This is a genomic window from Pseudomonas sp. Pse79, assembly GCF_024519615.1.
In the GTDB taxonomy this organism is placed as follows: Bacteria; Pseudomonadota; Gammaproteobacteria; order Pseudomonadales; family Pseudomonadaceae; genus Aquipseudomonas; species Aquipseudomonas veronii.
The window spans coordinates 1-24,294 of record NZ_JALJRR010000013.1; the positions used below are offsets into that span (position 1 = coordinate 1).

General features: G+C 62.3%; 24 protein-coding genes. 20 read left to right on the top strand and 4 right to left on the bottom strand.

Translation table 11 applies throughout. From position 1 onward, the window contains the following. Nucleotides 1-424 (bottom strand): PAAR domain-containing protein (locus NR164_RS17260; RefSeq protein ID WP_256823026.1); only part of this gene is annotated, 424 nt, incomplete at its 3' end. Between the two features lie 216 nt (nucleotides 425-640). Between NR164_RS17260 and NR164_RS17265 the strand changes: the two genes are divergently transcribed. The 15 genes from NR164_RS17265 to NR164_RS17335 all read left to right on the top strand — a co-directional run bounded on the left by NR164_RS17265 (nucleotide 641) and on the right by NR164_RS17335 (nucleotide 16,482). Further along, entirely contained in the window at nucleotides 641-2,263 is a 1,623-nt protein-coding gene (locus tag NR164_RS17265) for a methyl-accepting chemotaxis protein (protein WP_256823027.1), read from the top strand. Continuing rightward, complete coding sequence (locus tag NR164_RS17270; RefSeq protein WP_046384493.1) at nucleotides 2,263-2,775, top strand: chemotaxis protein CheW; 513 nt, start codon at nucleotides 2,263-2,265, stop codon at nucleotides 2,773-2,775. Before NR164_RS17265 ends, NR164_RS17270 begins: the two co-directional genes overlap by 1 nt. Then, complete coding sequence (locus tag NR164_RS17275; RefSeq protein ID WP_017844691.1) at nucleotides 2,772-4,031, top strand: protein-glutamate O-methyltransferase CheR; 1,260 nt, start codon at nucleotides 2,772-2,774, stop codon at nucleotides 4,029-4,031. Before NR164_RS17270 ends, NR164_RS17275 begins: the two co-directional genes overlap by 4 nt. Then, entirely contained in the window at nucleotides 4,024-4,725 is a 702-nt protein-coding gene (locus NR164_RS17280; RefSeq protein ID WP_046384491.1) for a chemotaxis protein CheW, read from the top strand. The genes NR164_RS17275 and NR164_RS17280 overlap by 8 nt, the downstream gene beginning before the upstream one ends. Then, nucleotides 4,722-7,004 carry a hybrid sensor histidine kinase/response regulator gene (locus NR164_RS17285; RefSeq protein ID WP_128191890.1) on the top strand — a complete coding sequence of 761 codons (2,283 nt, stop codon included), beginning with the start codon at nucleotides 4,722-4,724 and terminating at the stop codon, nucleotides 7,002-7,004. Before NR164_RS17280 ends, NR164_RS17285 begins: the two co-directional genes overlap by 4 nt. After that, nucleotides 7,001-8,011: a chemotaxis response regulator protein-glutamate methylesterase gene (locus NR164_RS17290; protein WP_256823028.1), complete on the top strand. Its 1,011-nt coding sequence runs from the start codon at nucleotides 7,001-7,003 to the stop codon at nucleotides 8,009-8,011. Before NR164_RS17285 ends, NR164_RS17290 begins: the two co-directional genes overlap by 4 nt. Before the next feature lie 51 nt (nucleotides 8,012-8,062). Beyond that, nucleotides 8,063-9,064 carry a PleD family two-component system response regulator gene (locus NR164_RS17295; protein ID WP_046384488.1) on the top strand — a complete coding sequence of 334 codons (1,002 nt, stop codon included), beginning with the start codon at nucleotides 8,063-8,065 and terminating at the stop codon, nucleotides 9,062-9,064. A 240-nt stretch (nucleotides 9,065-9,304) separates the two neighbouring features. Continuing rightward, nucleotides 9,305-10,400 (top strand): peptide chain release factor 2 gene (gene prfB, locus NR164_RS17300; RefSeq protein WP_098100956.1). Its coding sequence is split into 2 segments (ribosomal slippage): nucleotides 9,305-9,376 and nucleotides 9,378-10,400, totalling 1,095 coding nucleotides; the frame shifts between segments, so codons are not numbered across the junction. Nucleotides 10,401-10,470: 70 nt separating this feature from the next. Beyond that, the gene (lysS, locus tag NR164_RS17305) at nucleotides 10,471-11,973 is read left to right on the top strand and encodes a lysine--tRNA ligase (RefSeq protein ID WP_046490136.1); all 1,503 of its coding nucleotides are present in this window, start codon (nucleotides 10,471-10,473) and stop codon (nucleotides 11,971-11,973) included. Nucleotides 11,974-12,079: 106 nt separating this feature from the next. Beyond that, the gene (locus NR164_RS17310; RefSeq protein ID WP_017844698.1) at nucleotides 12,080-12,796 is read left to right on the top strand and encodes a TetR/AcrR family transcriptional regulator; all 717 of its coding nucleotides are present in this window, start codon (nucleotides 12,080-12,082) and stop codon (nucleotides 12,794-12,796) included. A gap of 15 nt (nucleotides 12,797-12,811) precedes the next feature. Next, nucleotides 12,812-13,360, top strand: coding sequence for a hypothetical protein (locus tag NR164_RS17315; RefSeq protein ID WP_017844699.1), 549 nt, complete (start codon nucleotides 12,812-12,814; stop codon nucleotides 13,358-13,360). A 21-nt stretch (nucleotides 13,361-13,381) separates the two neighbouring features. Further along, nucleotides 13,382-14,659 carry a flavohemoglobin expression-modulating QEGLA motif protein gene (locus NR164_RS17320; protein WP_017844700.1) on the top strand — a complete coding sequence of 426 codons (1,278 nt, stop codon included), beginning with the start codon at nucleotides 13,382-13,384 and terminating at the stop codon, nucleotides 14,657-14,659. Between the two features lie 106 nt (nucleotides 14,660-14,765). Continuing rightward, nucleotides 14,766-15,671 carry an alpha/beta hydrolase gene (locus tag NR164_RS17325; RefSeq protein ID WP_046490139.1) on the top strand — a complete coding sequence of 302 codons (906 nt, stop codon included), beginning with the start codon at nucleotides 14,766-14,768 and terminating at the stop codon, nucleotides 15,669-15,671. Further along, nucleotides 15,668-15,994 carry a hypothetical protein gene (locus tag NR164_RS17330; protein ID WP_017844702.1) on the top strand — a complete coding sequence of 109 codons (327 nt, stop codon included), beginning with the start codon at nucleotides 15,668-15,670 and terminating at the stop codon, nucleotides 15,992-15,994. Before NR164_RS17325 ends, NR164_RS17330 begins: the two co-directional genes overlap by 4 nt. A 119-nt stretch (nucleotides 15,995-16,113) precedes the next feature. Then, nucleotides 16,114-16,482 (top strand): hypothetical protein, encoded by a 369-nt coding sequence (locus NR164_RS17335; RefSeq protein WP_126585655.1) that lies wholly within the window; start codon nucleotides 16,114-16,116, stop codon nucleotides 16,480-16,482. 46 nt (nucleotides 16,483-16,528) lie between these two features. Here NR164_RS17335 and NR164_RS17340 read toward each other — a convergent pair whose 3' ends face one another. The 3 genes from NR164_RS17340 to NR164_RS17350 all read right to left on the bottom strand — a co-directional run bounded on the left by NR164_RS17340 (nucleotide 16,529) and on the right by NR164_RS17350 (nucleotide 18,425). Continuing rightward, nucleotides 16,529-17,314 carry an OmpA family protein gene (locus NR164_RS17340; RefSeq protein WP_017844704.1) on the bottom strand — a complete coding sequence of 262 codons (786 nt, stop codon included), beginning with the start codon at nucleotides 17,312-17,314 and terminating at the stop codon, nucleotides 16,529-16,531. Nucleotides 17,315-17,370: 56 nt separating this feature from the next. Then, nucleotides 17,371-17,796 carry a DUF4398 domain-containing protein gene (locus NR164_RS17345; protein ID WP_026139763.1) on the bottom strand — a complete coding sequence of 142 codons (426 nt, stop codon included), beginning with the start codon at nucleotides 17,794-17,796 and terminating at the stop codon, nucleotides 17,371-17,373. A gap of 284 nt (nucleotides 17,797-18,080) precedes the next feature. Beyond that, on the bottom strand, nucleotides 18,081-18,425 hold the full coding sequence (locus NR164_RS17350) for a hypothetical protein (RefSeq protein ID WP_017844706.1): 345 nt from the start codon (nucleotides 18,423-18,425) through the stop codon (nucleotides 18,081-18,083). A 198-nt stretch (nucleotides 18,426-18,623) separates the two neighbouring features. On the opposite strand from NR164_RS17350, the gene ppc reads away from it, so the two are divergent. The 5 genes from ppc to NR164_RS17375 all read left to right on the top strand — a co-directional run bounded on the left by ppc (nucleotide 18,624) and on the right by NR164_RS17375 (nucleotide 24,293). After that, the gene (ppc, locus tag NR164_RS17355; protein WP_256823029.1) at nucleotides 18,624-21,269 is read left to right on the top strand and encodes a phosphoenolpyruvate carboxylase; all 2,646 of its coding nucleotides are present in this window, start codon (nucleotides 18,624-18,626) and stop codon (nucleotides 21,267-21,269) included. Between the two features lie 279 nt (nucleotides 21,270-21,548). Next, nucleotides 21,549-22,196, top strand: a complete 648-nt coding sequence (gene adk, locus NR164_RS17360; protein WP_017844708.1) for an adenylate kinase — start codon at nucleotides 21,549-21,551, stop codon at nucleotides 22,194-22,196. A 90-nt stretch (nucleotides 22,197-22,286) separates the two neighbouring features. After that, complete coding sequence (gene tsaB, locus NR164_RS17365; protein ID WP_128191891.1) at nucleotides 22,287-22,973, top strand: tRNA (adenosine(37)-N6)-threonylcarbamoyltransferase complex dimerization subunit type 1 TsaB; 687 nt, start codon at nucleotides 22,287-22,289, stop codon at nucleotides 22,971-22,973. A 160-nt stretch (nucleotides 22,974-23,133) separates the two neighbouring features. Then, complete coding sequence (locus NR164_RS17370; protein WP_017844710.1) at nucleotides 23,134-23,433, top strand: hypothetical protein; 300 nt, start codon at nucleotides 23,134-23,136, stop codon at nucleotides 23,431-23,433. After that, a complete protein-coding gene (locus NR164_RS17375; RefSeq protein WP_046384482.1) occupies nucleotides 23,433-24,293 on the top strand; it encodes a DUF72 domain-containing protein in 861 nt (286 codons plus the stop codon). The genes NR164_RS17370 and NR164_RS17375 overlap by 1 nt, the downstream gene beginning before the upstream one ends. Nucleotide 24,294: the final 1 nt, after the last annotated feature.

The following is a 24,294-nucleotide window of genomic DNA, read 5'->3' on the forward strand; positions in this document are numbered from 1 at the left end:
AGAAGCGCCAATTGCGCTCGCAGGCTGACTCGAGTATTTCGCTGAAAGCGGAAGGCGTTGAGCTCGGGGTAGGATTTTTCGCGGGCGCTGGCGCTTCCGATGCAGTCGCGCTTCGGCGGTGTACCGCGGAGTCTTCGGCGGTAAGGGTCTGAAACCGCTCGAACTGGTCGGCCAGCAAACGAGGGGGCGGGTCGCATTGGCAGCGGCAGAGATCGTCCGAGAGCGCCACCCGTCGCCCTCGTGCCCACTGCTCCAGGCGCGGGCCAACACAAACTATGACCCCGGTGGTTTTGCATACCGGGCAACGCACCTCATGACCTTCAAGGGCGATGTCCACTTGGGTGATGCAAAAGCCCGTCAAACCGCCGACGACGGTCCCGCCAGCGGTGGTTTTGGCTCCTCGGGTAATGAAATAGCGCCGCATGCCAGCCGTGTCCTTTTGTTAGCAGGGACCTGCACGCTAGGCTCGGCGAGAAAAGCCCGGTAGTCGGACGCTTCGCGGGTTTTTGTAGGTTGGTTCTGTAATTACCTTCAGGGATGTTTTTGCATTCTGTGGGCACCACGTCGAAACCCATTGATAAATGAAGGCTTGTGCTCAGCTATACTCCCCCCCATTTGAATGGCTCTTCGAGGAAACACTGTGAAGAATTGGACCTTGCGCCAGCGGATTTTGGCGAGCTTTGCGGTCATTGTCGCGATCATGCTGCTGATGGTTGTGGTGTCCTACTCGCGGTTGCTGAAGATCGAAGTCAGCCAGGAATCGGTCCGGGACGATGCGGTACCGGGGGTTTACCTCAGTTCGATGATCCGCAGCGCATGGGTCGACAGCTATCTGCTGACCATCGATATCATCGGCCTGCGCGCAGATAAAACCCTCACCAGTGCCGATAAGACGGACTTCAAGTCTTTCGAAGCGCGTATTGAACAGCAGATGGCCAATTACGAAAAAACCGTCAACAGCCAGGCTGATCGCATGGAGTTCGATAACTTCAAGGCGGCGCATATCAACTACAACAAGGCCCTCGCCGAGGTGCTGGCGCGCATTGAAGCCAATGATTTGCCGGGTGCGAGCGTGCTGGTCGAAGAGCAATTGACGCCGATCTGGACCGAAGGGCGCATGAAGCTCAATGACATCATCACCGAAAACAAGAGCGTGTCTGACCGCGCCACATCGGCCATCGACGAGTCGGTGATGTCGGCCAAGCTCAGCATGGCGGTTTCGCTGATCATCGCCATCTTCGCCGCTGGCCTGTGCGGTCTGCTGTTGATGCGCGCAATCATGGCGCCGATGCAGCGTATCGTCGAGATCCTCGACGTTATGCGTACCGGTGACCTGAGCAAGCGCTTGAACCTGGAGCGCAAGGACGAATTCGGCGCGGTCGAAACCGGCTTCAACGACATGATGACCGAACTGACCGCCCTGGTGTCCCAGGCCCAGCGTTCGTCGGTGCAGGTGACTACCTCGGTCACCGAGATTGCCGCCACCTCCAAGCAACAACAGGCCACGGCCACGGAAACCGCGGCAACTACCACCGAGATCGGCGCTACTTCGCGGGAGATCGCCGCCACTTCCAAGGACCTGGTCCGTACCATGACCGAAGTCTCCACCGCCGCTGACCAGGCCTCGGTCGCCGCCGGTTCCGGCCAGCAAGGCCTGGCGCGCATGGAAGAAACCATGCACTCGGTGATGGGTGCGGCTGAGCTGGTCAACGCCAAGCTGGCGATCCTTAACGAGAAGGCCGGCAACATCAACCAGGTGGTGGTGACCATCGTCAAAGTTGCCGACCAGACCAACCTGTTGTCCCTCAACGCCGCCATCGAGGCCGAGAAGGCCGGTGAGTACGGCCGCGGCTTTGCCGTGGTGGCCACTGAAGTGCGCCGCCTGGCCGACCAGACCGCCGTGGCCACCTACGACATCGAGCAGATGGTGCGCGAGATCCAGTCGGCGGTGTCCGCCGGGGTGATGGGCATGGACAAGTTCTCCGAAGAAGTGCGCCGGGGCATGTTCGAGGTGCAGCAAGTGGGCGAGCAACTGTCGCAGATCATCCACCAGGTCCAGGCCCTGGCGCCGCGGGTGTTGATGGTCAACGAAGGCATGCAGGCCCAGGCCACCGGGGCCGAGCAGATCAACCACGCGCTGGTGCAATTGGGCGATGCCAGCAGCCAGACGGTGGAGTCCTTGCGCCAGGCCAGCTTTGCCATTGATGAACTGAGCCAGGTTGCGGTCGGTCTGCGCAGCGGCGTGTCGCGTTTCAAAGTCTGATGAGCGACCTCGCGGCTAAACTCGGCGTCGTCCCGGCAGCGAAAAAGGCGTTGTTCCTGGTGTTCCACATCGGCCACGAACGGTATGCCCTCAAGGCCACCGAAGTGGCCGAAGTGCTGCCGCGCCTGCCGCTCAAACCCATCGCCCATGCACCGCTGTGGGTGGCGGGTATCTTTGCCCATCGTGGCGCGATGGTGCCGGTCATCGACCTCAGTGCCTTGACCTTCGGCGAGCCGGCCCAGGCGCGGACCAGCACGCGGCTGGTGCTGGTCAACTATAAACCTGAGCCCTGGCTCGAGGCGCGTTGGCTGGGACTGATTCTGGAGCAGGCCACCGAAACCCTGCGTTGCGACCCGGCGGAGTTCAAGCCCTACGGCCTGGACAATCCCCTGGCGCCCTACCTGGGGCCGGTGCGCGAAGATGCCTTGGGCTTGATGCAATGGATCGGCGTCGCGGATATGCTCACCGATGACGTGCGCGCCTTGCTGTTTTCTGCCGAGCCGAGCCTATGAGCAACGACCCGCGCTTCTTTGCCTTCTTGAAGGAACGCATTGGCCTGGACGTGGCCTCGGTGGGCGAAGCCATCATCGAACGCGCCGTGCGCCAGCGCAGCCAGGCCGTCGCGGCCCACACGGCGGATGAGTACTGGCAGCACCTGCAGCACTCCCACGACGAACAGCAAGCGCTGATCGAAGCGGTGATCGTGCCCGAGACCTGGTTTTTCCGTTACCCCGAATCCTTCGCGACCCTGGCCCGTCTGGCCAAGGCGCGCCTGGCCGAGATCAACCAGTTGCGCGCGCTGCGCATCCTCAGCCTGCCCTGTTCCACCGGCGAAGAACCCTATTCGATCGCCATGGCCTTGCTCGATGCCGGCCTGGCGCCGCACCAGTTCAAGGTGCAGGGCATGGACGTCAGCCCGCTGTCGGTGGAGCGTGCCCAGCGCGGCGTGTATGGCCGCAACTCGTTTCGCGGCGGCGACCTTGAGTTTCGCGACCGCCACTTCACCGAGCAGGCCGATGGTTATCGCATCGAAGACCGCGTGCGCGAACAGGTGCGCCTGCAAGTCGGCAACCTGCTCGACCCGGGGTTGCTCGCCAATGAGCCGAGCTACGACTTTGTGTTTTGCCGCAACCTGCTGATCTATTTCGACCAACCCACGCAAAAACAAGTGTTCGACGTGCTCAAGAACCTGACCCACGTGGACGGCGTGCTGTTTATCGGCCCGGCCGAAGGCAGCCTGTTGGGGCGTCATGGCATGCGTTCGATCGGCGTGCCGCAGTCGTTTGCATTCAGCCGGCACACCGAGCCGGTCAAGCCTGAGCCGGTATTCGTGCCGATACCCGCGCCCGCGCCTCGGCGCAGCATCGCAGCGATCCCGCCCAAGCCGCGACCGTTCAGCACGCTCAACGCCCAGGTGGTGCCGATCAAGGCGCCGGCGTCGGAGGCCGGCGACCTGCTCAGCCAGATCGCGACCCTGGCCAACGAAGGCAAAAGCGCCGAGGCCCGTGCCGCCTGCGAGCGTTATTTAAGTCAACACCCGCCGGCCGCCCAGGTGTTTTATTGGTTGGGGCTGCTCAGCGATGTGGCCGGCAACGCCCTGGACGCCCAGGGGTTTTATCGAAAAGCCTTGTACCTGGAACCGCAGCATCCGCAGGCCCTGATGCAGCTGGCCGCGTTGCTCGAAGCTCAGGGCGACATTGCGGCGGCGCGTCGGTTGCAGGCGCGGGCCGCGCGTAGCGAGCTGACAGTGAGCAAAAACCATGAGTAGCCCCAACGCGCTCGACACTGCGGGCCTGGCCCTGACGATGGACGACACCCAGGCCATCGACGATTGCTGGAACCGGATCGGCATTCACGGCGACAAGTCCTGCCCGTTGCTGGCGGACCATATCCACTGCCGCAACTGCTCGGTGTACTCCGCCGCCGCTACCCGCTTGCTGGATCGCTATGCGTTGCAGCAGGACGATCATCGTCCGGTCGCCGATACCCAGGCGAACGAAGACATCGTCACCCGTTCCCTGCTGATATTCCGCCTCGGCGAAGAATGGCTGGGGATCGCCACCCGATGCCTGGTGGAAGTGGCAACCCTGCACCCGATCCATTCCCTGCCGCACCAACGTTCCCGCGCGTTGCTTGGCGTGGCGAACGTGCGCGGCGCGCTGGTGGCGTGCCTGTCGCTGGTCGAGCTGTTGGGCCTGGACGCCATCAACCACGGCACGCCGGGCGGGCGCATCATGCCGCGCATGTTGATCATCGCCGCGCAGGATGGCCCGGTGGTGGTGCCGGTGGATGAAGTCGACGGTATCCATGCCATCGATGAGCGTACTTTGACGGCGGCATCAGCCTCCGGCACCCAGGCCAGCGGCCGCTTCACTCAGGGCGTGTTGCAGTGGAAGGGCCGCAGCCTGCGTTGGCTGGACGAGGCTCAGTTGCTGTCTGCCGTGACCCGGAGCCTCACATGACCCCCGACCAGATGCGCGATGCCTCGCTGCTGGAATTGTTCAGCCTGGAAGCCGATGCCCAGACCCAGATACTGAGCGCGGGCCTGCTGGCCCTGGAGCGCAACCCGACCCAGGCCGACCAGCTCGAAGCCTGCATGCGCGCCGCGCACTCGCTCAAAGGCGCGGCGCGGATTGTCGGGGTGGACGCCGGGGTCAGCGTGTCCCATGTCATGGAGGATTGCCTGGTCAGCGCCCAGGAAAGTCGCCTGTATCTGCAGCCGGAACACATCGACGCGCTGTTGCAAGGCACCGACCTGCTGATGCGTATCGCCACGCCGGGCAACACCGTGGGGCCGGCGGATGTCGAGGCGTATGTGGCCTTGATGGAGCGCCTGCTCGACCCGTCGCAGCCCACGGCCAAAGTGGCGCCGCCGCCAACTGCGCCTGCTCCAGCGCCCACTCCGCTGATTGAAGCACTGCCCGCCGAACCCGAGCCTGCGCTGTCCCTCGGCAGCGAACCGCTGCGTCAGAACAAGCGCATGACCGAAGGCGGCGAGCGCGTACTGCGTGTGACCGCCGAGCGTTTGAACAGCCTGCTGGACCTGTCGAGCAAATCCCTGGTCGAAACCCAGCGACTCAAGCCATACCTGGCCAGCCTGCAACGCCTCAAGCGTGTGCAGGGTAACGGTGTGCGTGCGCTGGACCACCTCGATGGTCACCTCAAGACCCTCGACTTGAGCCTGGAAGCCCAGGAGTCCCTGGCCGATGCCCGCCGCTTGCTGAGCGAAGCCCAAGCCCTGCTGGCGGAAAAAACCGCTGAGCTCGATGAGTTCGGCTGGCAGGCCGGGCAACGCGCCCAGGTGCTTTACGACACCGCGCTGGCCTGCCGCATGCGCCCGTTTGCCGATGTGCTCGCCGGCCAGGTCCGCATGGTGCGCGACCTCGGCCGCAGCCTGGGCAAGCAGGTGCGCCTGGAGATCGAGGGCGAAAAGACCCAGGTCGACCGTGATGTGCTGGAGAAGCTCGAAGCGCCGCTCACCCACTTATTGCGCAATGCCGTCGACCACGGCATCGAAACGCCGGAACAACGCCTGCTGGCGGGCAAGCCGGCCGAAGGCTTGATCCGCTTGCGGGCCTCCCACCAGGCCGGCTTGCTGGTGCTGGAACTGAGCGACGACGGGAATGGCGTCGACCTCGAACGCCTGCGTGGCACGATCGTTGATCGGCATCTGTCGACGGTGGAAACCGCCTTGAACCTCAGCGAGGAGGAGTTGCTGACATTCCTGTTCCTGCCGGGCTTCAGCCTGCGCGACAAGGTCACCGAAGTCTCCGGGCGCGGCGTCGGCCTGGATGCGGTGCAGCATATGGTCCGCCAACTGCGCGGCGCGGTGGTGCTGGAGCAAGCGGCGGGGCAGGGCAGCCGTTTCCATCTGGAAGTGCCGTTGACCCTGTCGGTGGTGCGCAGCCTGGTGGTGGAAGTCGGCGAAGAAGCCTATGCCTTCCCGCTGGCGCATATCGAGCGCATGTGCGACCTGGCGCCCGACGACATTGTGCAGCTCGAAGGCCGCCAGCATTTCTGGCACGAAGGCCGGCATGTCGGCCTGGTCGCCGCCAGCCAACTGTTGCAGCGCCCGCCGGGGCAAGGTAATGACGAGACGTTGAAGGTGGTGGTGATCCGCGAGCGCGATGCGGTGTATGGCATTGCCGTGGAGCGTTTTATCGGCGAACGCACGTTGGTGGTGCTGCCGCTGGATGATCGGTTGGGCAAGGTCCAGGATATTTCCGCCGGGGCGTTGCTGGACGATGGCTCGGTGGTGTTGATCGTCGACGTCGAAGATATGCTGCGCTCGGTGGACAAGCTGCTCAATACCGGCCGCCTGGAGCGTATCGCCCGGCGCAGCCAGCAGGCCGCCGAAGCCCCGCGCAAACGCGTGCTGGTGGTGGACGATTCGCTCACCGTGCGTGAATTGCAGCGTAAATTGCTGCTTAACCGCGGTTATGAAGTGGCCGTCGCCGTCGATGGCATGGACGGCTGGAACGCCTTGCGCTCCGAGGACTTCGACCTGCTCATCACTGACATTGATATGCCTCGTATGGACGGGATCGAATTGGTCACACTCTTGCGCCGGGATGCTCGCCTGCAATCGTTGCCGGTGATGGTGGTGTCCTACAAGGACCGCGAAGAAGACCGACGCCGTGGACTCGACGCCGGCGCCGATTACTATCTGGCCAAAGCCAGTTTCCACGATGACGCCCTCCTTGATGCCGTGGTGGAACTGATCGGAGGCGCGCGGGCATGAGGATTGCAATCGTCAATGACATGCCGATGGCCGTGGAGGCGTTACGCCGCGCCGTGAGCTTCGAGCCCGCGCACCAGGTGGTGTGGGTAGCCAGTAATGGCCTGGAAGCGGTGCAGCGTTGCGCCGAATTGACCCCGGACCTGATCCTGATGGACCTGATTATGCCGGTGATGGACGGCGTGGAAGCCCCCCGGCGGATCATGGCCGAGAGCCCGTGCGCGATTGTGATCGTCACCGTCGACCGCCAGGCCAATGTCAGCCGGGTGTTCGAAGCCATGGGCCATGGCGCCCTGGATGTGGTGGATACGCCGGCCCTGGGCGTCGGTAATCCCAAGGATGCCGCCGCGCCGTTGTTGCGCAAGATCCTCAATATTGGCTGGCTGATCGGCCAGCGTGGCAGCCGTGTGCGCGCCGAAACCGCGCCGCCGCGCAGCACCGGCAAACGCCAGAGCCTGGTGGCGATCGGTTCTTCGGCCGGCGGCCCGGCGGCCCTGGAAGTCCTGCTCAAGGGCCTGCCCCGGGACTTTCCCGCCGCCATCGTGCTGGTGCAGCATGTGGACCAGGTGTTCGCCGCCGGCATGGCCGAGTGGCTGAGCAGCGCCTCCGGCCTGCCGGTGCGCCTGGCCCGCGAGGGGGAGCCGCCACAAAGCGGGGTCGTGCTGCTGGCTGGCACCAATCACCACATTCGTCTGTTGAAAAATGGCACGCTAGCCTATACAGCCGAGCCGGTGAACGAGATTTACCGGCCGTCCATCGATGTGTTTTTCGAAAGTGTGGCCAGCCACTGGAATGGTGATGCCGTCGGCGTGCTGCTGACCGGCATGGGTCGCGACGGAGCCCAGGGGCTCAAATTAATGCGGGAACAAGGATATCTGACCATCGCCCAGGACCAGCAGAGTTCGGCGGTGTATGGCATGCCCAAAGCGGCGGCGGCGATTGACGCTGCTGTTGAAATTCGCCCACTGGACAGAATTGCGCCCCGACTGCTGGAGGTATTTGCAAAATGATCAATATCCCCGGCGGTGCTGGTTTGCGGGCAGTAATTCAGGTGATTGCAGATGAATGATTTACAGATCGACGGCATCAAGACCGACGAAAATGCCGCCATGGTGTTGCTGGTCGACGACCAGGCCATGATCGGCGAAGCCGTGCGGCGTGGCCTGGCCCATGAAGAAAACATCGACTTCCACTTTTGCGCCGACCCGCACCAGGCCATCGCCCAGGCGATCCGCATCAAACCCACGGTGATTCTGCAGGACCTGGTGATGCCCGGCCTGGATGGCCTGACGCTGGTGCGCGAATACCGCAACCACCCGGCCACGCAGAACATCCCGATCATTGTGCTCTCCACCAAGGAAGACCCACTGATCAAAAGCGCGGCGTTTTCGGCCGGCGCCAATGATTATCTGGTCAAGCTGCCGGACAACATCGAACTGGTGGCGCGTATCCGCTATCACTCGCGCTCCTATATGACCCTGTTGCAGCGTGATGCGGCCTATCGCGCGCTGCGCGTCAGCCAGCAGCAACTGTTGGACACCAATCTGGTACTGCAACGGCTGATGAACTCCGACGGCCTCACCGGGCTGTCCAACCGCCGGCATTTCGACGAATACCTGGAACTGGAATGGCGCCGCGCCATGCGGGACCAGACCCAATTGTCGCTGCTGATGATCGACGTGGACTTCTTCAAGACCTACAACGACAGCTTCGGCCACGTTGAAGGCGACGAAGCCCTGCGCAAGGTTGCCGCCAGCATCCGTGAAGCCAGCAGCCGGCCTTCGGACCTGCCGGCGCGCTACGGCGGCGAAGAGTTCGCCCTGGTTCTGCCGAGCACTTCGCCGGGTGGCGCACGGCTGGTCGCCGAAAAACTGCGCATGGCCGTCGCCGCCCTGAAAATCCCGCACATCGCTCCGGCCGAGGGCGCGAGCCTGACCATCAGCATCGGCCTGTCGACCATGACGCCGGTGCAAGGCACCGATTGCCGCCAGTTGATCATGGCGGCGGACAAGGGGCTGTATACGGCCAAGAACAACGGGCGCAATCAAGTCGGTATCGAGTGATCCGAGGCCAGTGCCGGTCCACATGTGCGAGGGGCGGCGCGACGACTCGGCTTGCCCCCCGATGGCGGTGTGACAGTCACCGGGTGTAGGGCTGACACACCGCTATCGGGGGCAAGCCCCCTCTCACAGTGGATATTCACTGTTCTTGAACCTGCCTTTTCGCCAAGCGGACTGCCGTTTGCGCACGTTTGTCGTTATACTCGTCGGCTTTCAAAAGTTCGCCAACGAGTGCTGCCCGCCATGGAAATCAACCCGATCCTTAACACCATCAAGGACCTGTCCGAGCGCTCCGAAACTATTCGGGGGTATCTTTGACTACGATCAAAAGCATGAGCGTCTGACCGAAGTCAATCGCGAGCTTGAAGATCCGAGTGTCTGGAACAAACCCGAATACGCCCAGGAACTGGGCCGCGAGCGCGCAGCGCTGGCGCAGATCGTCGACACCCTCGACGAACTGAACACCGGTCTGGCCGATTGCCGCGACCTGCTGGACATGGCTGTCGAAGAAAACGACGAAGGCGCGGTAGGCGATGTCGTCGCCGAGCTGGCCCGTCTCGAGGAAAACCTCGCCAAGCTTGAATTCCGCCGCATGTTCAGCCACGAAATGGACCCGAACAACGCCTACCTGGACATCCAGGCCGGTTCCGGCGGCACCGAAGCCCAGGACTGGGCCAACATCCTGCTGCGCATGTACCTGCGCTGGGCCGACAAACGCGGTTTCGACGCGACCATCATGGAACTGTCGGCCGGTGAAGTCGCCGGCATCAAAGGCGCCACCGTTCACATCAAGGGTGAATACGCCTTCGGCTGGCTGCGTACCGAGATCGGCGTGCATCGCCTGGTGCGCAAGAGCCCGTTCGACTCCGGCAATCGCCGCCACACCTCGTTCTGCGCGGTGTTCGTCTCGCCCGAGATCGACGACAAGGTGGAAATCGAGATCAACCCGGCCGACCTGCGGATCGACACCTATCGCTCCTCCGGTGCCGGTGGCCAGCACGTAAACACCACCGACTCGGCGGTACGTATCACCCACGTGCCGACCAACACCGTGGTCAGTTGCCAGAACGAACGTTCCCAGCACGCGAACAAGGACACCGCCATGAAAATGCTGCGGGCCAAGTTGTACGAGCAGGAAATGCAGAAGCGCAACGCCGCTTCCCAGGCGTTGGAAGACACCAAGTCGGATATCGGCTGGGGTCACCAGATCCGTTCCTATGTTCTGGACGCGTCGCGGATCAAGGATCTGCGCACTAACATCGAACGCAGCGACTGCGACAAGGTGCTCGACGGCGACATCGACGAATACCTGGAAGCCAGCCTGAAATCGGGGCTGTAAACCGCCAGCCCGACCTCAAGTCCCCCGTCAGTGGCGGGGGCAACGAACCTGTGATGGAAAATTTAAAGACATGAGCGACCAACAACTCGACCCGCAAGCCCTGCAACAGGAAGAAAACTCCCTGATCGCCCTGCGCAAGGAAAAGCTTGCTGCCGAGCGCGCCAAGGGCAATGCCTTCCCCAACGACTTCCGCCGCGATGCCTACTGCGAAGACTTGCAGAAACAGTACGCGGACAAGACCAAGGAAGAGCTGGCAGAGGCTGCGATCCCGGTCAAGGTGGCAGGTCGCATCATGCTCAACCGTGGCTCGTTCATGGTGATCCAGGACATGTCCGGGCGCATCCAGGTCTACGTCAACCGCAAGACCCTGCCGGAAGAAACCCTGGCCGCCGTGAAAACCTGGGACCTGGGCGACATCATCGCCGCCGAAGGCACCCTGGCCCGTTCCGGCAAGGGCGACCTGTACGTTGAAATGACCAGCGTGCGCCTGCTGACCAAATCCCTGCGCCCGCTGCCGGACAAGCACCACGGCCTGTCCGACACCGAGCAGCGTTATCGCCAGCGCTACGTTGACCTGATCGTCAACGAAGACGTGCGCCACACCTTCCGCGTGCGTTCGCAAGTGATTGCCCACACCCGCGCCTTCCTGATGAAGCGTGACTTCCTGGAAGTGGAAACGCCGATGTTGCAGACCATCCCCGGGGGGGCCGCAGCCAAGCCGTTCGAAACCCACCACAACGCGCTGGACATGGGCATGTACCTGCGGATCGCGCCGGAGCTGTACCTCAAGCGCCTCGTGGTCGGCGGCTTCGAAAAAGTCTTCGAGATCAACCGCAACTTCCGCAACGAAGGCGTCTCGACCCGGCACAACCCTGAGTTCACCATGTTGGAGTTCTACCAGGCCTACGCCGACTACGAAGACAACATGGACCTGACCGAAGAACTGTTCCGCGAACTGGCGCAGCTGGTCCTGGGCAGCACCGACGTGCCGTATGGCGACAAGGTGTTCCACTTCGGCGAGCCGTTCGTGCGGCTGTCGGTGTTCGACTCGATCCTCAAGTACAACCCCGAGTTGACTGCCGACGACCTGACCGACATCGACAAGGCCCGCGCCATCGCCAAGAAAGCCGGCGCCAAGGTGCTGGGCTTCGAAGGCCTGGGCAAGCTGCAGGTGATGATTTTCGAAGAGCTGGTGGAGCACAAGCTGGAACAGCCGCACTTCATTACCCAGTACCCGTTCGAAGTGTCGCCGCTGGCCCGTCGCAACGATGACAACCCGAACGTCACCGACCGTTTCGAACTGTTCATCGGCGGCCGCGAAATCGCCAACGCCTACTCCGAGCTCAACGACGCGGAAGACCAGGCCGAGCGCTTCATGGCCCAGGTGGCCGACAAGGACGCCGGCGACGACGAAGCCATGCACTACGACGCCGACTTCGTGCGCGCCCTGGAGTACGGCATGCCGCCGACTGCGGGCGAAGGCATCGGCATCGACCGCCTGGTGATGTTGCTGACCAACTCGCCGTCGATCCGCGACGTGATCTTGTTCCCGCATATGCGGCCACAAGCGTAACCGTAGCGAAATCCGAAGCCGCCTTTTATAAGGCGGCTTTTTTATGTGGCGTAAATAAGCGTCAAGCAAACAGCGCCAGGTTTTGATCTTTTCAAGGATGTGTGTCGTGAACCGCGTAATCGCTCAGGAAGGAGCCGCTGGCATTGCCGCTGCCGTGGCTGAAAGTGTCCAGTACCAGGGCCGCAAGGCCAGTCGTCGGGGCAGCGAGCAACGCAGGCAAGATATTCTCGATGCCGCCATGCGTATCGTGGTGCGTGATGGCGTGCGAGCCGTGCGTCACCGTGCCGTGGCGGCGGAAGCTGGGGTGCCCCTGTCGGCGACCACCTATTACTTCAAGGACATCGATGACCTGCTCACCGATACCTTCGCCCAATACGTCGAACGCAGCGCCGCATTCATGGGCAAGCTGTGGGTGCGTAACGAAGGCTTGTTGCGCGAGATGGTCGCGTATGGCGATGGCAGCCCGGAGTCGCGTTCGCAACTGGCCGATGACATTGCGCGGTTGACCGCCGATTACGTGCAGCGCCAATTGAGCAATCGTCGCGAGTACTTGATGGCCGAACAGGCCTTTCGCCAGGAAGCCTTGCTCAACCCGCGCCTGGCCGAGCTGGTGCGTTCTCACCAACAGATCCTGTTGCAGGGCACCGGGCAGTTTTTCCAGGTATTGGGCTCGCGCGAGCCGCAACAGGATGCCAAAGTGTTGACGGCGATTATCGGTCGGATGGAATATCAGGGCCTGCTGGACGGCGCGGAACCGCTGAGCGCTGACGACATGCTTGAGATCCTCAAGCGTTACATGCATTTGGTGTTGGCCTCGGTCTGACACCGGGAGTGTCCAATGAAAGCCTGGCGTGTCGCGGTCGTCGCCTTGTCGTTCCTCTTCCTCAGCGGTTGCCTGGTGACCTTCAAGGAACCGCTGCCGGCCAGCGAGGCGGCGCCCGCTGCGCTGGTGGGCCAATGGACGAGCAAGAATGCCTGGGGCGAGCCGCTCAACCTGCAGATCAGCCGCGCCGGCAAACACCGCTACAAAGCCGTGAGCTACCCTCAGGCCAAGCCCGGCCAGCGTGATGAGTATGTGTTCAGCGTCTCGCGCCATGGCAATCGCTGGTATCTGTCGGCGCCGTTGCCGGGCAAACTCGGTGGGCATTACGTCCTGGCGGGGTTCGAACTCGACGAAACGCACGAACTAGTGGTCTATAACCTCGACCTCGAGCAAATTCACCAGGCCATCGGGCAGCGGTCGTTGCACGGCAGCACCGTGGACACCGTGGAAGGCCCCGGTGTACTGGTCGACAGCCCGATGGATCAGGTGTTTGCCTACCTGGATGACCCGGCCAATGCCGATGTGTTCGTTGAAGCTGCGCGCTACCGGCGTGCGGATAAATAACGTTTAAAGAGGAAGTACCGGGTGGACGATTACCAGCAGACGATACGCAGTTTGTCCGATCGCATTGTGCTGGCGCAAACACCGATCCGCGTCCTCGACGCAGTGAAATGGGACGACAACATTCGCCAAGGCTTCCTCAAGGCCAAGGGCAAGGCAATGCCCGCGGTAGACCGCGATTACTACCTGAACCGGCCGCTGTCGTTCGATTCGAGCGCGGTGAAGCTGGAGTTTCAGAACATCGAGCGCGACATCACCCGCCGCCTCGGCCAGTTCAGCCCCGTAGGGCAGATCATGCGCCGCATGTGCCGGGAGTACCGCATGGTGGTGCGTATGCTCGAAGCGCGCGGCACCGAGGATTTCGGCCTGATTTCCCAGGAACTCTACGGCGCCGCCTCCGATGCCTTCCATGCCGGCGACCCGACCCTGGCCGACCTCGGCCTGATGCTCTCCGACTACCTGAACAATATCGACGTGCGTGGCGACCTGAAGGACGAGGCCAAGACCCTCACCGCCAAGGACGCGGTCAGCCTGCTGCAAACCCGTCTGAACAAGGTGTTTGGCGAGGCCGAGGAAACCATCCGCGTGTTCGAGTCCGACGGCATCGTCGCCGACGCAGCGGCGGGGGCCGACTACATCAAGATCCGCGCCGATGCGATGTTCAACGAGCGCGACGTGCGCGCCCTCGAAGTGCATGAAGGCCTGGTGCATGTGGGCACCACCCTCAACGGCCTGAACCAGCCGATCTGCACCTTCCTGTCCAAGGGCCCGCCATCGTCGACCGTGACCCAGGAAGGCCTGGCGATCCTGATGGAAATCATCACCTTCGCCTCCTACCCGAGTCGCTTGCGCAAGCTGACCAACCGCACCCGTGCCATCCACATGGTGGAAGAGGGCGCCGATTTCCTGCAGGTGTTCGAGTTCTTCCGCGAGCAAGGTTTTGAAATGGCCGAGAGCTACGGCAACGCCAGCCGGGTGTTTCGCGGCTCGGTGCCGAACGGTCTGCCGTTTACCAAGGATTTGTCCTACCTCAAGGGCTTTATCATGGTCTACAACTACATCCAGCTGGCCGTGCGCAAAGGCAAGCTGGAACAAGTGCCGTTGCTGTTCTGCGGCAAGACCACCCTGGAAGACATGCGTACCCTGCGCCAACTGATCGACGAAGGCCTGGTGGTACCGCCCAAATACCTGCCGGAGCAGTTCCGCGACATGAACGCCCTGGCGGCGTGGATGTGTTTCTCCAACTTCCTCAACCATTTGAGCCTGGATCGGATCGAGGCGGATTACTCCAACATCCTGTAAAGGCTGAACTGACCCAACCGGTCCAACAAGGTGGGAGGGGGCGTGCTCCCACCTTGTTGGACCTACACACGCCTGAACATTTCGACTATCAGCGAGGCTTCAACGGATGAGAATCCTCGGCATTCTTTGCCTGTTACTCACACTGAACGGCTGCAGCTCCCTGCTGTTCTACCCGGAGCCCGGCTTGCCGTTCACGCCGCAAAAGGCACACCTGGCGTATCGCGACGTCACGCTCACCACCGCCGATGGCGTCAAGCTGCATGCCTGGTGGTTGCCGGCCAAGCCGGGAGTGCCGCTCAAGGGCACGGTGCTGCACCTGCACGGCAACGGCGGCAACCTGGCCTGGCACCTGGGCGGCAGTTGGTGGTTGCCGGAGCAGGGCTATCAAGTGCTGTTGCTGGACTATCGCGGCTATGGGCTGTCGCAAGGCAAGCCGTCGCTGCCGGCGATCTATCAGGACGTCGACGCGGCTTTCAGCTGGATCGACAAGGCGCCCGAAACCCAGGGCCAGCCGTTGATCGTCCTCGGCCAAAGCCTGGGCGGCGCGCTGGCCGTGCATTACCTGGCGGCCCACCCCGAGCGGCAGGCCCACCTCAAGGCCCTGGTGCTGGACGGCGTGCCCGCCAGTTATCGTGATGTAGGACAATTCGCCCTGAGCACCTCCTGGTTAACATGGCCGTTTCAGGTGCCCTTGTCTTGGCTGGTGCCCGACGCCGACAGTGCGATCAATGGCATGCCCCAGTTGAGCGGAGTCCCGAAACTGCTGTTCCACAGCCTCGATGACCCGATCGTGCCGCTGTCCAATGGCATCCGCTTGTATCAGGCCGCGCCTGCACCCAGGGTGTTGCAACTGACCCGCGGCGGCCATGTGCAGACCTTTGCCGACAAGACCTGGCAAACTGTGATGCTGCGTTATCTGGACGACCCGCAACACTTCAATGGCCTGCGTCGCCTGGGCGAGATTCCGAATTACCCTATTCCTAAAGTTGACTCATCAGAGAGCCCGCAATGAGCGAAGAACGCAACATGATCCCGCTGATCCTCACCGGTATCGGCACCATCATCGGCACCGTCGGCTGCCTGTGGTTTTATGGCTACCTGCATTTCGCCAAACCGGAAGACGCGTTGCTGCTCAGCGACTTCACCATGCTCAAGACCGTGCCCGGCGAGGACTACAAGATCTCCCTGACCCCGGCGGCGCAAGTGGCGCAATGCGTCGATGGCGTGCTGGTGATGTTCGATACCGAGCAAAAAGGCCTCAGCGGTGTGCTGGTGAACAACAAAAAGCAGGCCGTGCGTTGCGTCGGTCAGGAAACCCCACAGTTGCAGCAATAAACCGTTGCGCGCAGTACCGCCCGGCCTGAAATTTCTGGAACCGTTTTGCGTAAGACGCCACTGATTGGCTTGTCAGCGTTGCTGATAACAATCCTTACGAAAAAATCCGGGAGAGCGGTATGGCTATCAGTGCACTCGATAGAGCAATGGGCATGGTCAATGGGCAGAACAGCCTTGATCAGGGGGGCTTGCAAGAGGTTGGGCAGCAGCCGGGTAAGATGGGGGCCGAGCTGATCAAGAAGCTTCTGGAGAAACTGGAAGGCAGCAACGGTGCTCAGGGCGGTGGCGGAGCTCAGGGCGGTGGCGGTGCTCAGGGCAGTGGCGGTGCTCAGGGCAGTGGCGGTGCTCAGGGCGGTGGCGATTCCTCGGGCTCTGGCGGTTCCGGCGATCAACTGGATATGGAGAAACTGAAGAAGATGATGGCCGGGCGCCAAGGCATGGAAGCGATGATGCCGGACAGCGACAACGGTCGTAAGATCGGCGCCTGACAGGCAAAAAAACCCACCGTTCAGGTGGGTTTTTTTCCAGCATCGATCAGTAAGCGACGGACGAACGTGGCTTGACCGGCTGGTTGTCGTTGGAGATGGTCACTTCAACGCGGCGGTTCATGGCGCGCCCGGAAACGCTGCCGTTATCGGCCACCGGGTATTCCTTGCCATAGCCCTGGGTCACGATGCGCGAAATGTCCACGCCTTGCTGGGCCAGTGCGCGCTGTACGGAGGCCGCACGGCGCTCGGACAGGCTCTGGTTGTACGAATCGGAACCGGTGCTGTCGGTGTAGCCTTCGACGATCACTTTACGGTCCGGGTTATCGCGCAGGAACTGCGCCAGTTTGGTGATGTTGACCAGGCCGTTGGACTTCAGGTCGGACTTGTTGGTGGCAAACAGCACGTCACCAAAGGTCACCAGGGTGCCACGCTCGGTCTGCTTGGCGTTCAGGCTGTCTTGCAGTTGCTTGATCTGCGCATCGCGGGCATCGAGCAAGGCGCGGGCGCGCTCGTCACCGGCGTTTTTCAGTTTGGCTTCGGATTCGCGCAGCGCGATGGTGTCTTTGGCCACTTCAACGCGCTGGTTGGTCAGGTAGGCCAATTGGTCGACTTTCTTCTGGTCTTCCTTGTCGCGGTAAGCCTTGTCAGCCTTGTCCAGCCATTCGCTGGCGTCCTTGGTTTCCAGGGCCGCCACTTTGGTGGCTTGCGGGTTGGACTGCAGGGCCGAGAAGTTGGTCCGTGCATTTTCCAGGTTCGCGTTCGGCGGAGTGGAGCATGCTGCCAGAGCAACGCTCATCGCCAGCAGGGCAGGGATCATCAATTGTTTGCGCATAGTCGTGTCGTCCTTTCAATTCGATATCAGGTGCGATGCAGCCAAGGGGCGGCGGCTTATTTCTGTTGGATAGCAGCCGGGCGCATGCCTTCCTTGCGCAGTTCATCAACCGCTTTCTGCGAGTCCTTCACCGCCTGCTCGGCCTTGGCGGCCTGGGCTTTACGCTCAGCGACGCGGGCGTCCCATTCGGCTTGCTCGGCCAGGCGACGGGCTTCGTCATAGTTTTTGTCGTGCATGGCAATTTCGGCTTGCTTGAGCTTGTCCTGGGCCGACTTCATTTCCACGGCGGCGAACTCGGTGCCGCCGGCGCTGACTGCGCTGTTGACCGCAGACTGAGTCACCGCGTATTGCTCGGTCGGTGGGTTGCCAGCGCAGCCCGCCAGGACGAAGCTAGTGCCGATGGCCAACGCGGCCAGTTTGAGCCCGCGCAGGTGGTTAAACGTGGATTTGGCAGTGCTGGTCTTCATCGTCTTCAACTCCATTGGATAACGCCTCAAAAACATCAAAATCCATCGCACTGGTCAGCGGCTGCGGGCCCGGCGGTAAAGCACGAAACGCCTATTCAAACGGCCGTTCCAAGTGATGGCTTACTGGTTGTGACCTGCGGCTTTTTTCAAAAGTTCAGAGAAGATGGCTATTGGCCTGAAAAAATACCTGACTGATCGGTCAGCACTTTTTGGCTTGAACTTTTGCCGCGCGCAGAGGTATGCCGGGCCCTTGTGAGGCCCGGAAATACGCGGGATGGAGGGTGTTTAAGAACGGCTGATCAGTGCTTCGGTTCGTCGGCGCCGGCCGACATGTCGTGCAGATAGCGGCGCGACAATGTCAGGAAACGCGGGGTGGGGCCAACGTCTTCATACAACGGATCACCCTCTTCGTCGGTGGCAATCACATGCTGGCCCTTGATGTACGGAAAGCTGGTTTCCAGCTCTTCGAGGGCGGCGCCGATCAGCTCGCCGAGCAATTCTTCGGGGTGGCGCTTGGGGTACATCTCCGCAATGGCCGCCAGGCGGGCGGCGGATTCCACGTCCAGATGGATCGCGTACTCCGTCTTGGTCAGGCGACCCTTGGCGTTTTCTTCCCAATGCTGGGCCAGTTCTCGAATTTTCATGGCAACCTCAATAAAACCCTGGGTAACGGGCGGTGATGAGCGACCAGCCGCCAGCGTGGATAAACACGGCGACTCACTCATGAGACTAGCTGTAAGCCACAAGGTTTAAAGTGGTTTGTGCTTGGCCTTGTCAGAAAGTGACGCGGGCGGCACTCTGGAAGGCCTGCGCGTCCCGGATTTCTGGCTGGAGATTGGCTGATGAGTGATATCGATGCACGCTTGCGTGAGGATGTTCACCTGCTGGGTGAACTGTTGGGCAACACCATTCGAGAGCAGTACGGCGATGATTTTCTCGACAAGATCGAGCAGATCCGCAAAGGCGCCAAGGCTGACCGGCGTGGCGCGGTGGCCGATCAGGCGGCGGGCGAGGAACTCAGCGCCAGTCTGAACCAACTGCAGGAAAACGAACTGTTGCCGGTCGCCCGGGCCTTCAACCAGTTCCTCAACCTGGCCAACATCGCCGAGCAGTATCAGTTGATTCATCGGCGCGATGAGTCGCAACCGGCGCCTTTCGAATCGCGGGTGTTGCCGGAGTTGTTGGCGCGCCTGCAACGCGAAGGCCACAGCAATGAATCCCTGGCCCGTCAATTGGGGCGCCTGGAGATCGAGCTGGTCCTCACCGCGCACCCCACCGAAGTGGCCCGTCGCACCCTGATCCAGAAATACGACGCGATTGCCGCGCAACTGGCGCTGAAGGATCACCGTGACCTCACCACCGCCGAGCGCGAACAGATCCGCGAGCGCCTGCAACGGCTGATCGCCGAGGCCTGGCACACCGAGGAAATCCGCCGTACCCGGCCCACGCCCGTGGATGAAGCCAAATGGGGCTTCGCGGTGATCGAGCACTCGTTATGGCAGGCGATCCCGAATTACCTGCGCAAGGCCGACCATGCGCTGCAGGCCGCCACCGGCCTGCGCCTGCCTTTGGAAGCGGCGCCGATTCGCTTCGCCTCGTGGATGGGCGGCGACCGTGACGGCAACCCGAATGTCACCGCGCCGGTCACCCGCGAAGTCTTGCTGCTGGCGCGCTGGATGGCGGCCGATTTGTACTTGCGCGATATCGATCAGTTGGCCTCGGAGCTGTCGATGCAGCAGGCCAGCCCGGCGTTGCAGGTCAAGGTCGGCGACAGCGTCGAGCCGTATCGCGTGCTGCTCAAGCAACTGCGTGATCGCCTGCGGGCGACCCGCCAATGGGCCCAAGCCGCATTGAGCGCGACCATCCCGGCACCGGCGGATGTGCTGCAACACAACCGCGACCTGCTGGACCCGCTGGAGCTGTGCTACCAGTCGCTGCATGAGTGCGGCATGGGCGTGATCGCCGATGGTCCGTTGCTCGATTGCCTGCGCCGCGCCGTCACCTTTGGCCTGTTCCTGGTGCGCCTGGATGTGCGCCAGGACGCCAGCCGCCACACCGCGGCGATGACCGAAATCACCGATTACCTCGGTCTGGGGCGTTACGAAGACTGGAACGAAGAGATGCGTATCGGCTTCCTGATGAAGGAACTGGTCAATCGTCGACCGCTGCTACCGGGCTATTTCAAGCCGTCGGCGGATACCGCCGAGGTGTTGAACACCTGCCGGGAAATCGCCGCCGCCCCGGCTGCGTCCCTGGGTTCGTATGTCATTTCCATGGCCGGCGCCGCGTCGGATGTGCTGGCGGTGCAACTGTTGCTCAAAGAGTCGGGCGTGCAACGGCCGATGCGCGTGGCGCCGCTGTTCGAAACCCTGGCCGACCTGGACAACGCCGGCCCGGTGATCGAAAAACTGTTGCTGCTGCCGGGTTACCGCGCGCGGCTGCAAGGCCCGCAGGAAGTGATGATCGGCTACTCGGACTCGGCCAAGGACGCCGGCACCACCGCCGCCGCCTGGGCGCAGTACCGGGCGCAGGAACGTCTGGTGGATATCTGTCGCGAGCAACAGGTGGAACTGCTGTTGTTCCATGGTCGCGGCGGCACCGTCGGACGAGGCGGCGGCCCGGCCCACGCGGCGATTCTGTCGCAACCGCCGGGCTCGGTGGCGGGGCGGTTCCGCACCACTGAACAAGGCGAAATGATCCGCTTCAAATTCGGCCTGCCGGACATCGCCGAGCAGAACCTCAATCTGTACCTGGCGGCGGTGTTGGAAGCGACGTTGTTGCCGCCGCCACCACCGCAGCCGGACTGGCGCCATTTGATGGATGAATTGGCAGCGGACGGCGTCAGCGCCTACCGCGCGGTGGTGCGGGAAAATCCGCAATTCGTCGAGTATTTCCGCCAGTCCACCCCGGAGCAGGAGCTGGGGCGCCTGCCCTTGGGCAGTCGCCCGGCCAAACGCCGTGCCGGTGGTATTGAAAGCCTGCGGGCGATCCCGTGGATCTTCGGCTGGACCCAGACCCGCCTGATGCTGCCCGCCTGGCTCGGCTGGGAAGCGGCGTTGAGCAAGGCGCTGGAGCGCGGGGAAGGCGAGTTGCTGGGGCAGATGCGCGAGCAATGGCCGTTCTTCCGCACCCGCATCGATATGCTGGAAATGGTGCTGGCCAAGGCCGATGCCGATATCGCGCGGCTCTATGACGAGCGCCTGGTGCAGCCCGAGCTGTTGCCGTTGGGCGCGCATTTACGCGACCTATTGTCGCAGGCCTGCCAGGTGGTGCTTGGCCTGACTGGCCAGTCGCAACTGCTGGCCCATAGCCCGGACACCCTGGAGTTCATCCGCCTGCGCAACACCTACCTCGACCCCTTGCACCTGTTGCAGGCCGAATTGCTGGCGCGCTCGCGTCGCCAGGAAGCGGCACAGGACAGCCCTCTGGAACAGGCGTTGCTGGTGTCCGTGGCCGGTATCGCCGCCGGCTTGCGCAATACAGGCTGAGGTTTTTTGCGTGTGCTCAACGGCTTGCAGATAACCCACGACGGCCGCCCTTAACAGGGCGGTCGGCGTTTAGGGGGGCGGGTTGCACTCAGGCACACCTCTCCTATGACGCATGTGTGGTGCGGGTTTTTCCTACTTTTGGCGGCTTGTGTGGTTAAGGCCTGCTGTGTATCTTGATCAGCCTTTGGCCGTTTGGGCGGCCTGGACCCACATTTTTACGAGATTGGCCCCCGCGGCGAATCCGAGCGTCATCTCTATAAAAAATTGAGGAGCACATCGATGCGCGTCATTCTGCTGGGAGCTCCCGGGGCCGGTAAAGGTACTCAGGCAAAGTTCATCACTGAAAAATTTGGCATTCCACAAATCTCCACCGGTGACATGCTGCGCGCTGCGGTAAAAGCAGGCACCGAGCTGGGCATTAAAGCCAAAAGCATCATGGATGCTGGCGGTCTGGTTTCCGATGACCTGATCATCGCGCTGGTCCAGGACCGTATCGCGCAACCCGATTGCGCCAATGGCTTCCTGTTCGACGGCTTCCCACGCACCATTCCCCAGGCAGAAGCCCTGGTGACGGCAGGTGTCGAGTTGGACGCTGTGGTCGAAATCGCGGTTGAAGACGAAGAGATCGTGCAGCGTATCGCCGGTCGCCGCGTTCACGAGGCCTCGGGTCGCGTGTACCACACCATCTACAACCCGCCGAAAGTGGAAGGCAAGGACGATGTCACCGGTGAAGACCTGGTGCAGCGTAAAGACGACACCGAAGAAACCGTGCGTCATCGCCTGTCGGTCTACCATTCCCAGACCAAGCCGCTGGTGGATTTCTACCAGAAGCTGTCGGCTGCCCAAGGCAAGCCGAAGTACAGCCACATCCCTGGCGTCGGCTCGGTGGAAGCGATCACCGGCAAGGTGCTGCAAGCACTGAGCTGATCGAACGATCGGCTTTACGCACAACGGCCCGCTTGCGGGCCGTTGTTGTTTATACTGGCGCACTTTTTTTCGACTTGGACACCGACACCGATGAGCACCCTGCTGGCCCTGGACACTGCGACTGAAGCTTGCTCGGTTGCCTTGCTGCACGATGGCAAGGTCACCAGCCACTACGAGGTGATCCCGCGCCTGCACGCGCAGAAGCTGTTGCCGATGATCAAGCAACTGCTGGAGGACGCCGGCACGAGCCTGTCGGCCGTGGACGCCATCGCCTTCGGCCGTGGCCCGGGCGCCTTTACCGGCGTGCGTATCGCCATCGGCGTGGTCCAGGGCCTGGCCTTTGCGTTGGAGCGCCCGGTGTTGCCGGTGTCCAACCTCGCCGTACTGGCCCAGCGTGCGTTGCGTGAACACGGTGTACGGCAAGTGGCGGCGGCGATCGATGCGCGGATGGATGAAGTCTATTGGGGCTGCTACCGCGAAACCGACGGCGAGATGCGCCTGGCAGGCGTTGAGGCCGTGCTGCCCCCCGAAGCGGCGGAGTTGCCGAGCGATGCCAGCGGTGATTGGTTCGGTGCCGGTACGGGCTGGGGTTATGGCGAGCGCATCGGTGTGCCGCTGGTTGGCCAGGACGCCACACTGTTGCCGCATGCCGAAGACCTGCTGACCCTGGCGCGCTTTGCGTTCGAGCGCGGCGAAGCGATTGCTGCGGACCAGGCGGCGCCGGTGTATCTGCGCGATAAAGTCGCGCAGACCAAGGCCGAACGCGGGATAATTTGACGTCAAAAGTACGGGTGTTTTTGGCCAAAGCGCGCCAATCGTCAGAATTTGCCCCGGCGTTTAAACCTTTTTCCATTTATGTGTTCTAGTTATCACCAGAGCATTTGCGCGCTACGGATTGCGCCACTAAAATGCCATTACTGATACCGAGTTCGCATCGATGCGTATAGACGGCTTTTCCTCACAGTCCTACCCCCTCAAGCGTAAGCCGCGCAAGGCAAACGTCACGGTAGACGAGTCCGTCGAGGATTCGCCGGACTTCATCGAGGTCCAGTCCGAAGCGTCCAGCCCCCAAGGCGCTGCAAACGCGCGTACCAGTGGTCTTCCTGCCCGCCAGCAAGACATGGTCTTCCCGCGCTCCATGAGCAAAAGCGTTGCCACCGCCCTGGCCAGCTACCTGACCACCGCCGGCTTTGTCGAATGGGATATGGAAGTGCTGGGTCTCGACATCCACATCTGATGCGCCTGCCTTATTTCATCGGTTGCCCGTCCTGGAGTGAAAACGCCTGGCGCGAGTACCTGTACCCTGTCGATGCCCGTTCCAGCGATTACCTCGCCCTCTACTCGCAAGTCTTCAACGCGGTGGAAGGCAACACCACGTTTTATGCGCGCCCGTCAGCCGCCACCGTGCAGCGCTGGGCCGAGATCATGCCCGCGGATTTTCGCTTCACTGCCAAGTTCCCCGGTGACATCAGTCACGGTGGCGACCTGCGTGAGCAACTGCCGGCGGCACACAGTTTCGTCGACTTGATGAGCCCGTTGGGTGAGCGCGTTTCGCCGCTGTGGCTGCAATTGTCGGCCAGCTTTTCGCCGCAGCGCCTCGCTGAACTGGCCGGGTTTATCGACGGGCTGGAACGCCCCCTGGCCGTGGAAGTGCGCCACCCGCAATTCTTCGCCAAGGGCGATGCCGAGCGCATGCTCAACCGCCTGCTGCGCGACCGTGGCGTCGAACGGATCTGCCTCGACCCTCGCGCCCTGTTCAGTTGCACATCCACCTCGGCCGCGGTGCTGCATGCCCAGGCGAAAAAACCCAAGGTACCACCGCGTCCGGCGGCGTTGACCCTGTTTCCCCAGGTGCGCTTCATCGGCCACCCCGAGCTTGAGGCCAACGACCCCTTCCTGATCCCGTGGGTGGAAAAGATCGCCGGTTGGATCGAAGAGGGACGCACCCCCTACGTGTTCCTGCACACCTCGGATAATCGCCTCGCCGCGCAACTGGCGCTGCGTTTTCACGCCAAGCTGATGGCACGTTTGCCCGGCTTGCCCGCGTTGCCGACCTTGCACCGCGAACCCGCAGCGCAGCAACTGGGGTTACTCTAAG